Origin of the sequence: Clostridium tarantellae (genome assembly GCF_009295725.1) — a bacterium.
GTDB lineage: Bacteria > Bacillota > Clostridia > Clostridiales > Clostridiaceae > Sarcina > Sarcina tarantellae.
This window is the reverse complement of record NZ_WHJC01000054.1, coordinates 1-15,485: the sequence shown is the minus strand read 5'-3', so window position 1 is coordinate 15,485 and position 15,485 is coordinate 1. Positions and strand designations below refer to the sequence as shown.

At 23.6% G+C, this 15,485-nt stretch carries 17 protein-coding genes; 4 read left to right on the top strand and 13 right to left on the bottom strand.

Annotated features, from left to right (window positions below):
- Positions 1 to 122: 122 nt before the first annotated feature.
- Positions 123 to 2,771: an FAD-dependent oxidoreductase gene (locus GBZ86_RS05870; protein ID WP_152888680.1), complete on the top strand. Its 2,649-nt coding sequence runs from the start codon at positions 123 to 125 to the stop codon at positions 2,769 to 2,771.
- A 50-nt stretch (positions 2,772 to 2,821) separates the two neighbouring features.
- Here GBZ86_RS05870 and lepB read toward each other — a convergent pair whose 3' ends face one another.
- The 4 genes from lepB to GBZ86_RS05850 all read right to left on the bottom strand — a co-directional run bounded on the left by lepB (position 2,822) and on the right by GBZ86_RS05850 (position 4,814).
- Entirely contained in the window at positions 2,822 to 3,307 is a 486-nt protein-coding gene (gene lepB / locus GBZ86_RS05865; protein ID WP_152888678.1) for a signal peptidase I, read from the bottom strand.
- A 341-nt stretch (positions 3,308 to 3,648) separates the two neighbouring features.
- Positions 3,649 to 3,894: a TIGR03905 family TSCPD domain-containing protein gene (locus GBZ86_RS05860; RefSeq protein WP_152888676.1), complete on the bottom strand. Its 246-nt coding sequence runs from the start codon at positions 3,892 to 3,894 to the stop codon at positions 3,649 to 3,651.
- A 24-nt stretch (positions 3,895 to 3,918) separates the two neighbouring features.
- Positions 3,919 to 4,299, bottom strand: coding sequence for a RidA family protein (locus GBZ86_RS05855; RefSeq protein WP_152888674.1), 381 nt, complete (start codon positions 4,297 to 4,299; stop codon positions 3,919 to 3,921).
- Positions 4,300 to 4,532: 233 nt separating this feature from the next.
- Positions 4,533 to 4,814 carry a holin gene (locus tag GBZ86_RS05850; protein ID WP_207707426.1) on the bottom strand — a complete coding sequence of 94 codons (282 nt, stop codon included), beginning with the start codon at positions 4,812 to 4,814 and terminating at the stop codon, positions 4,533 to 4,535.
- Between the two features lie 162 nt (positions 4,815 to 4,976).
- Here GBZ86_RS05850 and GBZ86_RS05845 point away from each other — a divergent pair, with 162 nt between their 5' ends.
- Both GBZ86_RS05845 and GBZ86_RS05840 read left to right on the top strand, forming a co-directional pair.
- Positions 4,977 to 5,594, top strand: a complete 618-nt coding sequence (locus GBZ86_RS05845) for an NUDIX hydrolase (protein ID WP_152888672.1) — start codon at positions 4,977 to 4,979, stop codon at positions 5,592 to 5,594.
- 295 nt (positions 5,595 to 5,889) lie between these two features.
- Positions 5,890 to 6,261: a DnaA N-terminal domain-containing protein gene (locus tag GBZ86_RS05840; protein ID WP_152888670.1), complete on the top strand. Its 372-nt coding sequence runs from the start codon at positions 5,890 to 5,892 to the stop codon at positions 6,259 to 6,261.
- 30 nt (positions 6,262 to 6,291) lie between these two features.
- Here GBZ86_RS05840 and GBZ86_RS05835 read toward each other — a convergent pair whose 3' ends face one another.
- The 5 genes from GBZ86_RS05835 to GBZ86_RS05815 form a co-directional block, all read right to left on the bottom strand.
- On the bottom strand, positions 6,292 to 6,714 hold the full coding sequence (locus tag GBZ86_RS05835; RefSeq protein ID WP_170272169.1) for an OB-fold protein: 423 nt from the start codon (positions 6,712 to 6,714) through the stop codon (positions 6,292 to 6,294).
- Positions 6,715 to 6,906: 192 nt separating this feature from the next.
- Positions 6,907 to 8,310 carry an aminopeptidase gene (locus tag GBZ86_RS05830; protein WP_152888667.1) on the bottom strand — a complete coding sequence of 468 codons (1,404 nt, stop codon included), beginning with the start codon at positions 8,308 to 8,310 and terminating at the stop codon, positions 6,907 to 6,909.
- A gap of 134 nt (positions 8,311 to 8,444) precedes the next feature.
- Positions 8,445 to 9,374 (bottom strand): magnesium transporter CorA family protein, encoded by a 930-nt coding sequence (locus GBZ86_RS05825; protein ID WP_152888666.1) that lies wholly within the window; start codon positions 9,372 to 9,374, stop codon positions 8,445 to 8,447.
- Between the two features lie 60 nt (positions 9,375 to 9,434).
- Positions 9,435 to 10,349: an HPr(Ser) kinase/phosphatase gene (hprK, locus tag GBZ86_RS05820; protein WP_327444265.1), complete on the bottom strand. Its 915-nt coding sequence runs from the start codon at positions 10,347 to 10,349 to the stop codon at positions 9,435 to 9,437.
- 12 nt (positions 10,350 to 10,361) lie between these two features.
- Entirely contained in the window at positions 10,362 to 10,541 is a 180-nt protein-coding gene (locus tag GBZ86_RS05815) for a DUF896 domain-containing protein (RefSeq protein ID WP_152888665.1), read from the bottom strand.
- A 309-nt stretch (positions 10,542 to 10,850) separates the two neighbouring features.
- On the opposite strand from GBZ86_RS05815, the gene GBZ86_RS05810 reads away from it, so the two are divergent.
- Positions 10,851 to 11,069 carry a hypothetical protein gene (locus GBZ86_RS05810; RefSeq protein WP_152888663.1) on the top strand — a complete coding sequence of 73 codons (219 nt, stop codon included), beginning with the start codon at positions 10,851 to 10,853 and terminating at the stop codon, positions 11,067 to 11,069.
- Positions 11,070 to 11,379: 310 nt separating this feature from the next.
- On the opposite strand, the gene GBZ86_RS05805 is transcribed toward GBZ86_RS05810, so the two are convergent.
- From GBZ86_RS05805 to GBZ86_RS05790, 4 genes are all read right to left on the bottom strand, one after another.
- Entirely contained in the window at positions 11,380 to 11,781 is a 402-nt protein-coding gene (locus tag GBZ86_RS05805) for a hypothetical protein (RefSeq protein ID WP_152888661.1), read from the bottom strand.
- Between the two features lie 18 nt (positions 11,782 to 11,799).
- Complete coding sequence (locus GBZ86_RS05800) at positions 11,800 to 12,057, bottom strand: DUF1292 domain-containing protein (RefSeq protein WP_152888659.1); 258 nt, start codon at positions 12,055 to 12,057, stop codon at positions 11,800 to 11,802.
- A 50-nt stretch (positions 12,058 to 12,107) separates the two neighbouring features.
- The gene (gene helD, locus GBZ86_RS05795; protein WP_152888657.1) at positions 12,108 to 14,402 is read right to left on the bottom strand and encodes an RNA polymerase recycling motor HelD; all 2,295 of its coding nucleotides are present in this window, start codon (positions 14,400 to 14,402) and stop codon (positions 12,108 to 12,110) included.
- 123 nt (positions 14,403 to 14,525) lie between these two features.
- On the bottom strand, positions 14,526 to 15,335 hold the full coding sequence (locus tag GBZ86_RS05790) for a hypothetical protein (RefSeq protein WP_152888655.1): 810 nt from the start codon (positions 15,333 to 15,335) through the stop codon (positions 14,526 to 14,528).
- Between the last annotated feature and the right edge of the window lie 150 nt (positions 15,336 to 15,485).

Sequence of the window (15,485 nt, the reverse complement as noted above, 5' to 3'; positions counted from 1 at the left end):
CTGATATATAATAAATTATTTTTTTTTGTATAACTTTACTTTTTTTATTTTAATAATATAATAATAAATAGATAATCTTTATTATTTAGTAATAAATATCACGTTAAAGGACGGTGCTTTTAATGCAACACTTAGAAATTAAAAATGATATATATTGGGTCGGTGCTTTAGATCCTAACCTAAGAGTTTTTGACATAATAATGTATACACCTTATGGAACAACATATAATTCTTATGTAGTAAAAGGAAATAAAAAGATTGCTGTTTTTGAAACAGTAAAAGCTCATTTTTTTGATGAATATATAAAAAAATTAGAAAGTTTAGGAATTGATCCAAGAAATATAGATTATATAGTTGTTGATCATACAGAACCTGATCATGCTGGTTCTGTAGAAAATCTTATTAAGCTTGCACCTAAAGCTAAAGTAGTTGGATCAATACAAGCTATTAATTTCCTAAAAGATATCGTTAATGATGATTTTGAATATATTATTGTAGAAGATGGGGATACTTTAAATTTAGGTAATAAAACTTTACAATTTATTTCTGCTCCTTTTTTACATTGGCCTGATTCAATGTACACATATATTCCTGAGGATAGCACATTAATAACTTGTGACTCTTTTGGTAGTCATTATTGCTCTGATAAAATTTTTAATGACTTAATATCTAATGAAAATGATTATATGGATGCTTTAAAATATTATTTTGATTGTATATTTGGACCATATACTTCTTATATGTTAAAAGCTATTGAAAAAATAGAAAATTTAAATATAGACTTAGTTTGTCCTGGTCATGGTCCTGTACTTAGAGATAATCCTTGGAAAATCATAAATATTTACAAACAATGGAGCACTCCAGTAATTCCCAAAATAACTGGAGATAAAAAAGTTACCATCTGTTATGTTTCCGCTTATGGTTATACTGCTGAACTTGCTAATAAAATTGCAGAAGGAATAAAATCAAAACATAATGTGGAAGTAAAAATGTATGATGTAATACATCATAATTTAGATGAAATACTAAAGGATATTTCTGAATCTGATGGTATATTATTTGGTTCTCCTACTATTGTTGGTGAACTATTAGTTCCTATTAGAAATGTATTAACTAATCTTAACCCAATAGTTCATGGTGGAAAATATGCTGCTGCTTTTGGTTCTTATGGATGGAGTGGTGAAGCTGTTCCTAGAATAGAATCTAGATTATTAGAACTTAGAATGAAGCTATATGGTCCTGGTTTAAAAATAAGATTTAAACCTTCTAAAAAAGAATTAGAAGATGCACTTAATTTTGGATCTGAATTTTCTGACGTAATGTTTGGAGTAAAAAACATTAATTATAATCCAAATGGAAATTCATATATTAAAGATGATACAATTGTTACTGATGGTAAAAAAAGATATTGGAAATGTCTTGTTTGTGGAGAAATATTTGAAAGCGATACAGTTCCTGAATTCTGTGAAGTATGTGGGGCTAGTAGTGATCAATTTATAGAGGTTCAAATGGAAAAATTTGAATCTATAAATACAAATGATACATTTGTTGTAATTGGAAATGGAGCTGCAGGATTTTATGCTGCTAAGACTATAAGAGAAATAAACAATACTTGCACTATTAAAATAATGTCTAATGAAGATGTTTCTTCATATTCTAGACCTCAACTTTCAGATATATTAATTGAAGATATTAATGATTCAAGCTTTTATTTACAAAGTAAAGAATGGTATAAAGAAAATAATATAAATGAAATATTAAATTCTAATGTAGTATTTATTGATAAATGTTCTAAGTTCATTCTTTTAGAAGACGGCGAAAAAATTTCTTATGATAAACTTATTTTAGCTAATGGTAGCCATAATTTCTTACCTCCAATTAAAATTAAATCATTAACTGGAGATAATATTATAGAGTCAATAACTATAAATAACTATAAAAACATATATGGTTTAAATACAATAAAAACTTTAAAAGATGCATTAATACTTAAAGAACAAATAAAAACAGCTAAAAAAGCTGTAGTTATTGGCGCAGGTCCTTTAGGCTTAGAGGCGGCTTGGGAAATGCATAATGCTGGTTTAGAAGTAACAGTAGTTGAATTCTTATCAAATCCAATGCAAAATCAACTAGATCTTGAAGGTGCTTCTATATTTAAAGAAAAAATTAAAAATTGCGGTTTAGAATTTTTAATGGAAGAACAATGCACTGAAATTTTAACAGAAAACAACAAAATAGTAGGAATTGAATTAAAAAGTGGGAAAAAACTAAATTGTGATATTCTTTTAGTCTCTACTGGCATAAGAAGCAATATTAGTTTAGCTCAATCTATAGGTATTCAATGTAATAAAGGTATTATTGTAAATGAAAATATGGAAACAAGCGAAAAAGATATTTATGCTTGTGGTGATGTAGCTGAATTTAATAATATAGTTTATGGTAATTGGCCTGCTGCTATAGAAATGGGAAAATCAGCTGGTGCTAATGCTAATGGTGTAAAAAAAGCTTTTAGTCATTTTACTTCTTCAATAATATTGCAAGCTCTTAATACTGAAGTATGCTCTATTGGATTAATAAACTTTAATGATAAAATTTATGAGCAAATTTCATCTAAAAATTTAAATAATAATAAATATACTAAACTATTCTTTAAAGATAATATATTGGTAGGAGCTATAATTTTAGGCGATATTAGTAAGGCTGGAGAAATTATTCTATCTGTAGAAAATAGAGATTCAAAAGCATTAGCTTTATCTAAGAATATTTTATAATAATAAAAACTATGAGAAGTTATTTTTATAATTTCTCATAGTTTTTAAATTTATTTAATTAATCCAAATTTGAATAATACATTACCTACAACTTTATCATAATCTATAAATCCTACTGCTCTACTATCTCCACTATGCTCTCTATTATCTCCTAAAACATACATATGACCTTTTGGAACTATAGATTTAGATATATTAGATGTAACACTATCTTTAGGTATATAATCTTCCCTTATAATTTCATCATTTACATAAACTTTATTATCTTTAACTTCTATAGTATCTCCTTCTAAAGCAACTATTCTTTTAACCCAAAATTCTTTATTATTTTTATCCATTAATAATATTACAATATCTCCTCTATCAAAATTATTAGAATATTGAGATATTTTTTCTACAATCAATTTATCTTTATCATTTAATGTAGGCTGCATAGATATTCCTTTTACAGTTACAACATCTACTATAACTAACTTAGTAAAAATAACAGCAAAAATAATAATTACAAATAAATAATCTTTTAATTTTTTTCTCATACTTCTTCTCCTTTTCTCTTAATAATATATTACCATCTTTTTAATTTCTATTCCATAAATTAAACACCTTAGTCTAGGGTTGTGACTAAGGTGTTCTGAATATTATTAGGATAAGGGTGTTTAAAGTTTTTCACTATAAAACACAGATTATGTAAGTATTTAGTAATAACTTAATACTAAATCTACTTATAGTATAATATATTTTTAAATTTATTTAAAGTATTTTTTATATTTTTAGTATCATTTGTAATATATTCAATTTTTTTCTATATCTAAATATATATAAAAATAAGACTTATAGTTTATTTTATTAATATATCATAAGTCTTATTTTTATGTTCTTATAAATTTTCTTTATATTTTTCTAATGCCTTAGCTAATTGATCTGGACAAGAAGTTCCTTTAGATCTACAATCAATTCCTTTTAATCTTGAAATTGTTTCATCTATATCCATTCCTTCAACTAATTGTGCTAAACCTAATAAGTTTCCTGGACATCCATTAACAAAAGTAACATTAGTTACTTTATTATTTATCACATCAAAATTAATTTCTTTTGCACATACTCCAGAAGTCTTATAGTTCATATTTAAGTCCCCCTTAACTATTTATTATTTAAGTAATGCTATTACCTCTATCTCTACTTTAACATCTTTAGGTAATCTAGCGACTTCAACAGCACTTCTTGCTGGTGGATTTTCTGTAAAATATTTCGCATACACTTCATTCATTTTTGCAAAATCATTCATATCTCCTAAAAAAACAGTTGTTTTAAAAACTTTATCTAAGCTTGTTCCTGCTGCTTCTAAAATAGCTTTTACATTTTCAAGAGATTGTTTTGTTTGCTCTTCTATTGTTTCTGGTATTTCTCCATTTTCTGGATTTAAAGGTATTTGTCCTGATGTATATAATAAATCTCCTACTTTTATTCCTTGTGAATATGGTCCTATTGCTCCTGGAGCTTTTGTTGTGCTTATAACTTCTTTTATCATTATTGTTTCTCCTTTAATTTATAAACTTAATATAAGATAAACTAACTATTCCTAATATTTTCAATTTAAAACAGGCAAGTATTAAATAAAATAATTAAATTTCTTAATTAATACTTGCCAAGTATTCATTGAAATATCTACAATTGTTTATCCTTATATTAATATTAATATAGCATTTAAATAATTTCAACTAAAAATTAATATGCTTTTATTATAAATAAAAAACTAAATTTTTATTTATCATTCTTTGTGTTATCTTCTTTAGAAGCTACATCTTCAGGTATTGTTGTAACATGAATTTTAGTATTTTCATCATTAGTTTTAGTTTCTTTATTTTTACTTAAAGGAGCTGCTATTATTCCTGCTAATACAAGAATTGATAATAATGCCGTTGCAATTTCTTCATAATTATTTGGTAATACATTCAATCCAAACCCTTGTAAAGCTAATGGGATAAACGCAATTACTGATACCCATAATCCATAATTTCTTAACTTTGACCAATCAAATTTCATAGTAATCGCTTCCTTTCATTAAAATATAATTTAATATAGTATATTCTTTAAATTGCTCATAGGTTATACTCTATTAAAATATATTTTTTTACTTTTATTCCTAAATACAATAGCATATACTATTATATATACTTAAACTTTAATAACAATAGGTGATTAATTATGTATAATACACTTAATAAATTTAAAAATTATACTCCATATATAAATGGTGCAGATAATCTATTAAAAGCAGCCATTTTAATTCCAATAGTAAAAAAAAATAATAAACTTTTTGTTTTATTTGAAATGAGATCTAAATTATTAAAACGTCAACCTAGTGAAGTTTCCTTTCCTGGTGGTATTATAGAAAAAAATGAAAGTCCTAAAGATGCCGCTATAAGAGAAACTTATGAAGAACTTGGTGTAAGTATTAATGATATTAATATTATTTGTGAATTAGATTTATTCATAGATTCTTCAAGTTTAATCATACATCCTTTTTTATCAATAATAAGTAATATAAATAATCTTAATTTAAATAAATCAGAAGTAGATCACATTTTTTTGATTCCTTTAGATTATCTTTTAAATTACAAACCTGAGTGTTATAAAAATGAAATAATAACCATTAGATCTAAAGATTTTCCTTATGATTTAATTGCTAATAAAGAAAACTATATGAATAAAAAAAGCTATTGCACTTCTATCTTTTATAAATATGATAAATATATTATTTGGGGAATGACAGCTAAAATTTTAGAAAATTTTCTTATTCAATTTTCTAAATTTAGCATTTAATTTATAATAGGTTGTTGAATAAACAGAATTTGTAAAATTAAGAGTTGAATATTTAATAGATTTTCACCAATTTATGGGCTATTTCAATCTAAAAATATAGTTTCTTTTTATAAAATTCAATATGTTTAGGTTAAAAATAATCTTAAATAAGTTGGTAAAAATAGTTATTCAACAACCTATATAATAAAAAGTTATATTATGAATTAACAGTATTATTTTACAAAATATTCTTGTTTCATTATTAATAAACTAGTATAATTTATTAATAATAAATCTAATACATCGGAGGAAACAAATGAATAATTTATGGGATAAAGCATTGGAAATTGTAAACGGTGAAATATCAGATATTTCTTTTAATAATTGGATTAAGGAAATTACTCCAATTGAAATTACTACAGATACCATTATAGCCATAGCTCCTAATCATCATATTTTTAAAGATGCTAATAAAAGATATAAAGATTTACTAGAATTAGCATTTAAAATTTCATCGGGAAAAAATTATAAATTAATATTGAAAAATGACATTCAAATTAATAATAAAGAAATTAAACTTTGTACAAAATCTAATGTAAAAAAAGAATTAATAGAATTAAAAAGTGAAATTAAAAATATTGAAAAAAAAATAGATATTTTAGTAAATGAATTAAATGAAGAAAGCTAGCTTAGTATCTAGCTTTCTTCATTTAATTCATTATTCTTTATCTATTGTACTAGCCTCTATAATTGGATTTTTTGCATCTGTTACTGTACCATAAACCTTTACTTTATCACCTTGCTTTAATCCTTCCAAAGATTCAGCATTTAAAATTTTATATGTTACAAATTCATTATTGTCCTTAACCTTCAGATCAAAATCTGGAAAACTACCATCTTTAATTAAAATTACTTCTCCTTCTACCCAAATAATTTTATCGTTATATTTTCCATTTATTACATCATTATAGTTTGCCTTAACAGCCTCTAACTGAACTTTTTCTTTATTTTCATTACTATTACTATTTTCTGTAGTTGTATTATTAGAATTTAACTTATCATTTTTATTACTATTACCACACCCCATTATACTTACTCCTAAAACAATAATTAAAGTTAATATTATTAACAGCCTCTTCATATGTTCCTTCATCTCCCTTTAATGTATTAATTTTGTAATATAATTGTAGCATAAAAAACTCTTTTTTTATACTTTGAAAATTATTTTTATTATAAATCATATTTAGTGATTATATTTTATTAATAAAAAAAGCTATTATTTCAAAATATATAATAAAATTTTATTACATATTTTTAATAATAGCTTTTAAAGTTAAGCTTCTAAATAAAATGCTTCATAGCATCTAGTTGTTTCATATATATCTGCTTTAGACGCAACTTCCCATGGCGCATGCATATTTTGAAGAGCAATTCCACAATCTATAACTTCCATATTATATTGTGCTAAAATATATGCTATAGTTCCACCACCACCTTGGTCTACTTTACCAAGTTCAGCAGTTTGCCAAGTTATATTATTATCATCCATTATTCTTCTAAGCTCTGCCATATATTCTGCATTAGCATCATTACATCCTGATTTTCCTCTTGAGCCAGTATATTTACTAAATACTACTCCTTTTCCAAAATAAGCACAGTTTTTCTTTTCTACTACGGATGTAAAGTTAGGATCATACGCTGCTGATACATCTGCTGATAAAACTTTAGAATTTTGAAGACATCTTCTAAGCTTTAATTCTGTATAATCACCTTTTCTATCCATTATTTCTGCTATGATATTTTCAAAAAATCTTGAATGCATTCCTGTAGCTCCTACACTACCAATTTCCTCTTTATCAACAAATAAAGCTACACAAGTTTTATCTACTTTATTTATCTTTAAAATAGCTTCTAATGAAGTATATGCACATACTCTATCATCTTGCCCATATGCCATAACCATACTTCTGTCAATACCAAAATCTCTTGCTTTTCCTGCTGGTACAATTTCAAATTCTGAAGATACAAAATCATTTTCATCTATATTATACTTTTCATTTAAAAGTGTTAATATATTTGATTTGATTTTTTCTTTAGTATCCTTATCATTAACAGGAATACTTCCCACTAATAAATTTAAATTTTCTCCTTCTATTACTAAAGACGCCTTTTTGGTCATTTGATCCGCAGCTAAATGGGGTAATAAATCTGATATTCCTACTACTGGTTCATTATCATTTTCTCCTATTATTATATTTACTATTGTTCCATCTTTTTTCACTACTACGCCGTGTATAGCTAAAGGCATAGCAACCCATTGATATTTTTTTATTCCTCCATAATAATGAGTTTTCATTAATGCCAAATCTGAATCTTCATATAATGGATTTTGTTTTAAATCTATTCTAGGAGCATCTATATGAGAACCTATTATTTTTAATCCTTTTTCTAAATCTTCCTCACCAATAACAAACATAGCAAAAGTTTTTCCCATGTTATTTATATAAACTTTTTCTCCAGATTTTATTGTTTTATTATTTTTAATTATATCTTTTAAATTTTTAAAACCATTTTTTTCAGCTATTTTTATTAATTCATTTACACATTCTCTTTCAGTTTTTGCTATAGACATAAATTCTCTATATCTATCACTTAATAAAAAAACTTCTTTTTTATCTTCTTTATTATATTTTTCCCAAGCATTAATATCTTTTTTTTCAAATTTATTATTTTCCATAAAACTTTTTGTTGATTATATTTACAAAGTTTATTTTAAAATAAAATAAGTTTTCTAAATATATTATCAACAAATTTCACCTCCCCAAATATTTTAAATTAATTTTATATCACCTTCTATATATTGTCAAATAATCATAATATTTTCTTTTTCTTGAAAATAAATAATAAAAGCACAGCTAAAACAATTAACAAAATTATCAATACATAAAACCCCAAATAACATTCTTTAAAAGGTATGTTATCAAAACTCATAGAAAATAATGCTGTTATTAATTCTAATGGCAAAAATATAGCTGTTATTATTGTAAAAACTTTCATAAGTTCATTAGTTTTATTTGCTATCTCTGATTCATATGCTTCTCTTACTATAGCTAGTTCTTGAGAAAGAATATCTAAAGCAGCCATTAATTTTTCCATTCTTAAATTTAATTTTTTAAAATAAATTAAACATTCTTCTTTAATTACTCCATTTTCATTTAATGTTAAACTATCTGCTATATATCTTAAAGGTTTAAGTAATTTTCTTAATTTATAAGCTTCTCTTCTTATAAATAAAAGAGAATTTAAATGTTTACTATTAGGTTCTTTTAATATGTCTAATTCTATTTTATCTGAATCTTCTTCTAAATAAGATATAATATTATAATTTTTTATTATTAATCTATCTAATAAATAATATAAAATTATAGCAGGATCTTTAACTTCTTTTAACAATAAACAATTTTTATTTTCACTTATATCTTTAATTACTTCATCTAATAATTTTATGTTAGATTTATAAACTGTTATTATATAATCTTTAGATAAAAAAATATCTATTTCTTTTGAAATAATTTGTTTTTCTTCTTGTTCTAAAATATTTATAAGCAAAAATATATAATCGGAATAATAATCTATTCTTTGACATTGCTTATAATCTATACATTCAATTATACATTCTTCATGAAAAAATGTTGATAAATTATTTATTTCATTAGCATCTAAAATTAACCAAGCTTTAAAATCACCATTTTTCCAATTAGACTGAATTTTAAAATTTTCATCAATATTAAATATAACCATATCATCACCTTACACTTGATTGATATGGTTATATTATATCCTATATATTATAAAATTACTCTATTGATTATTATTGCATTCCATCATTCTTTGCTCTATTATATCAACTGGTGTTGTATTAGACATTAAATTATATCTATAATTAGCCGCAGCAGCTTCAATAATAACAGCTATATTTCTACCTGGTCTTACTGGAACTCTTAATCTTCTTACATTTACACCTAAAATATCTTGATATTCACTATTTATTCCTAATCTATCATAGTCTCCATCATCTTTCCAATGTTCAAAATGTATAATTATTTTTATTTCCTTAGATGGTAAAATTGAGCTTAAACCATATAATGCTGATACATCTATTATCCCCATTCCTCTAACCTCTAGCATACCAAAGGTTATTCTAGGAGATGTTCCTATAAGTTCACCATCTATTTCTTTTATATCAACAGCATCATCTGTTACTAATCTATGTCCTCTTTTAATTAACTCTAAGGCAGTTTCACTTTTACCTATGCCACTTTCTCCTGTTATTAACATACCAATTCCATAAACATCAACTAAAACACCATGTAATCTAGTTTCTGGTGCCATATTATCAGCTAAATAAATAGTTAATTTACTCATAAACTTAGTTGTTATCATATTACTTCTTAAAACCCAAGTTTTATTTTTATTAGCAGCTCTAATAAATTCTTCATGTAAATCTAATTCTCTTGTAACAATAACACAAGAAACATTAAAAGAAAAAAATTTATTTAACCTTTTTCTTCTTAAATCTGGGCCCATATCTTCTATAAAACTCCATTCAGCTTTACCAATAACTTGTATTCTTTCTGGAGCAAAATAATTATAAAAACCAGCTAGTTGGAGTCCTGGTCTATTTATATCATTAACATTAATAGGTATATTTTTTTCGCCTTCTAGTACGACTTCTAAATTAAAGTCTTTAATAAGCTTTTCAACCGTTACTCCCACAATTATCACCCTTTAATTTTCTTTATTTTTTGGTTCTATTCCATTTAATTGTTGTCTAAGACTATTTTTAAATCCATCTATATATTCTCTTCTTAATTTTTGTTGTTCTTCCTTTTCTTCCTCTGTTAATCCTTCTTCTTTAGATTTTTTATGTAATTCATTTATTCTTGCAATTAATTCATCTATATTCATTTTAATCTCTCCTCTATTATTTTATACATATTCTTACTTATTATTTTACATTCTTACAAATTATTTATCAATATTAATTTATAATGTATTTATATTAGATTAATACTTTCAAAATCATTTTTTATAAATTTCTATTAATAAGATTTTTATTTGTAAATATTTGTAATTTACTCTGTTTTTTTATATTTTTTTTGACGATTAATGAAACTAATTGACGATTGAATTTCTTTTACAAAACATTATGTACATTATATAATTATATTATCAAATTTCATAATTTTACATTTAATCAAATAGGAGGAACTTTTTATGACATTAAAAAGCCTACACAAGAAAATTAAACGTAGAAAATTGTTACTTAATATACTTTTAACATATTTTAAACCTACAAATAAATTTATAGTATTTCTTAGTGAAGATTTGGACATACTTATTCTAAAAGCACAAAAAATAAAAGCAAAAAAATACTATAAAAATAATGCTCAAAAATCAAAAGAAAATGATTGTATTAATAAAAAGATTGCATAGATAAAAAAGATGTAGTAATATATACTACATCTTTGTGCAAACTTAATTAATATTCATCCCATTATGCCGTCACACTTATAAATTTATACCTGCAACTCAGCAGGTGGGTTTCACTCATCTTTAATTAATCATCTTCTGTCATTAAATTAATTTAATCATTTAATAAAGTTTAAAACTTGAAGTCCGATTTTTTTAAGAGTGTTGCAAATCCCGTATTTCATATGTAGGTTAAAAATATAAGCTTCGCGCACATATCAGGATTAACTATGCTTTTATTATATCATATTATCTATTAAAATCAACGGTAATTTTATCCTACAACTAAATTTTCTCCAATCTCTTCTACATTTATTTCATCATCTTCATCTGAAAAAACTACAATAAAACTTTTATATTCATAATTAGATGTACTTATATCAGAAGAATTAATAAAAGAACTTAATTGAAATTCATCCATAGCATCTTCTATTATTTCTCCTACAGTATCATTAGCTAAATCTTGCAAATATGGTATTATGCCTTCTTGTATCCATTCAATACTTTCTTCTTCATAATCTGTTTCTTCATTAGCATATGCTCTAGCTGCATCTAATTCTATTTTATCAAAATCATAATAAAATTTTAATGCCAATACATTATACTCAACTGAAATTTCTTCAATTTCAGTTAAATCATTATCTTTTAAAAAACTTATTATATCAACTTTATTCAAAAATACTCCTCCTTTAAATTAGTATAATAAACTTTTATATTGTTTTTTTACTTCATTAAATTCTTCATCATTCTCTACTAAATTATATTCAATTTTTTCATTTATATTATCTATTCTAAATATAAATGCATCATCCTCTTTACCTTCAACTGGAGATAATATAATATATTCTTTCTCATCTTCAGTATCTTCATTTAAATATATTTTAGCAATCACTTCAAATTCTACTTTATTACCTTCTTCATCTTTAAATGCCATTATTTGTTTTTCTTCCATTGTATTCACACCTTTCAAAATTGTTAATATTAAATATAACCCTTTATATTTTATTCTATAAGAGGAGATATTTGCCCATTATAAAATATATATTCATAATGAAGTGCTCTAGTTAGCACTACATATAGAAGTTTTTTATCTATTTCACTATCTTTATAAAATTCACTGTTTAAATTATAAACTATAGAACAATCAAACTCTAGACCTTTAGTTAAATATGATGGAATTATTATTATTTTAAAATTAAAATCTTTATTATCATCCTTAACTAAATTAAATTTATATTTTGAATATTTTCTAGTAGCTTCTTTTATTTTCTTACATTCTTTTAAGGTTTTACCTATAATAGCTATAGAATGCTTATCTTTATTTTTCATTTTATCAATTATTATATCAACCTGTTCACAGAAATCTTTTCCATTCTTAAATTCTATTAATTTTGGTTCATCACCATGTCTTAAAACAGGATTAGCAGGAGTTTCAAAATATTTTTGCTTTTTAAGCACTTTATTAGCAAAATTTATTATTTCTACAGTACTTCTATAACTTTGCGTTAATTTTTTATAAAGAGCTTTATTATTATATATATCTTTTAAAAGCATATTCCAATGTTCTATTGACCGATAAGAATAAATTCCTTGCCCTAAATCTCCCACTATAGTCAATGAATTTCCTAAAGTCATCATAGAAATCACCTTTAATTGTAAAGGAGAATAGTCTTGTGCTTCATCAACTACTATATGCTTTAATAATTCTCTTTCATTCATGCCTTCTATTTTAAATTTTAAATATAGCATAGCTGCTAAGTCATCACAATCTATTAAATTTTCATTTAAATTTTCTTCAAATTTATTTTTCATATCTGAAATTAATTTTAAAGAAATTTTATCTTCTGTAGCTTCATCATAAATATCTTTTCTTTTAAAAAAGTTATTATACACATTAGTTGTATTAATCCCTTTCCAATTATCAAAATATTCATTATACTCCTTTTTAAAAGCTATTTGAATTTGCTTTTTATGATTGTCTCTTTCATCATATAAAGCAATTAATTTTTCTCTTCTCTCCTTACAGTCTTCCATTTGCTTTTTTATTCTTGCAATTTTATATTCAAATTGAAAATCTACCTTATCTAAAATATTTTTTACTTTATCATTTACTTTTAAATAAAGATATCTTTTTATTTCATCTTTTCTTTTATTAATAGGATATTTAACCAAATCTTTAGTAAATAATCTTTTTATTTCACTACTATCAAATAATTTGTATCCCATTACCTTTATATCTTGAATATTTGAATCTTCTCTTTCTAATATTTTTAAATAATTATCAAGAATATTTTTAAAATCTAGTGATCCCTTCAGTTTACTTTCATTTAATATATATTCGCTGGCTTTATGATCCTTATTTTCTAAAAAATTAATTAATTTTTTATCTTTTGTTATAACTTTAGATTTTATACCTAATTTTTCCAAAGCAATTTCTTCAAAAGTTTTTTGTGCAATTTTATCAACACCTAAATTAGGTAAAACTTCTGAAATATAATTTAAAAATAATTTATTAGGAGCTATAACTAATATATCTTTAGTCATTAAGCTTTCCTTGTATCTATATAAAAGATATGCTAATCTATGCAATGCTACTGTTGTTTTACCAGAACCTGCAGAACCTTGGATTACTAATGGAAAATTCTTTGCTGCTCTTATAACCTCATTTTGTTCTTTTTGTATGGTTGCTACAACTTCTTTTAATTTAGATCCCGTACTACTTTCAAGGTTTATTTTAAGAAACTCATCTATTAAAGCTCCATTTCCCTCTTCATCTAATTGTGATTTTAAAATTATTTCATTTATACCTTCATCAAAATATTTACTAAGATTATCTTCCTCATATAAAAATTTTCTTTTAAGTTTTAATTCACCTTCTATAACTCCTACAGGAGCTTTATAATAGGCTTCTCCCTGGGTACCACTATAATATAAATCTGCAATAGGTGCTCTCCAATCTATAACTTTTTCTTCTCCTTTTGTTATATCACCTAATCCAAATTTTCCAATATAAAAACTTTCCACATCTTTTTTATATTCCCTAAAATCAACTCTTGCAAAATAAGGTTTGATATAAGCTTCATCATATTTTTCTAAATTCTTATGAACAATATTAAAAAGCTTTTTAGATACTTCTAATTCTTCATTATATGCACCTTTAGCAGCCTTTTCTAAATCATTAATTTTATTTAATAAGCTTCCGTTATCTTCTCCTATTCTATTTAACTCTTCTTTTATCCACTGTTTGGTTTCTTCTAATTTAATCTTTTCTAACTTTAAAACTATATCTTCACTCATAGTCAAAACCTCCTGTACAATATATCTACTATAAATAATGGTTAAACCTTTGTCAATAAAATAAAAAATGTATGATTTTTATTTTTATAAAAATCATACATTTTAATATTACTTTAAAATATTTTAAATACTTTTATATGTAATACAATTCTTATCTAAATCTATTATGTAATTTATTCCACCATAATTAATATATAAACAATTATTATTTTTTTCTAAACTTAAATATCTTTCTAAATTATTTTTGAATTCTTCATTTTGCTTTAAAAAAGTTTCTCCTATTAATTGATATATAGATAATATTTCATAATTATAAACTTTTAATATAGTAACTTTATGATCATTTATAGCATAAAGCTTGTCTCCATCAATTAAAAAATCTAAACAGTTATTTAATATATAATTTTTTTCATTAGTATTTATATCAAAACTAAATAATTTATTATTTTCATTATCAATTCCTAATAAATAATTTGAATAACTCAATACTTTTTTAAAATAAAGTTCTTCTAAATTAGGTACTAAATTAGAAGTTCCAGATTCTTTTATATAATAATATAATCTATTTTTATCAAAATAATTTATAAAATAATTGCTTCCTGCTACTTCAACTAATAAAGAATTTGATTTTAATATTGAAGTTTTATACTTCTTTAAATTATTACTTTCATTAAATTTTAAATCTAAATATTTAAATAAATCTTTAAATGTTTTTTCTTCTTTGTTTTTAAACTCCTCTCCTTTTTTATTTATACATTCTACATAATAATTAACATTATCATTCATATCTGCATTTAAGTTATCTAATCTTCTATTGATCTCCTCATTGCAATTATATATATTTATTGATTTTTTATATTTTTTATTAAATTCTCTAATTTTGTTTTCAATATCATTATATTCTTTTTCTTCTATAATATCATTTGTTTCCATAATATTGCCTCCTTCTTTATTTTGTTAGTGTAAAGTTTCTACACTACTTTTCTTTTTAAAATCTTTATATATCAAGGTTTCGAAAGTTTTTTTGCATAAAAAAACAACGACCCCCTAATTTCATGTTAAAATTGAATCTCAAAACCACAA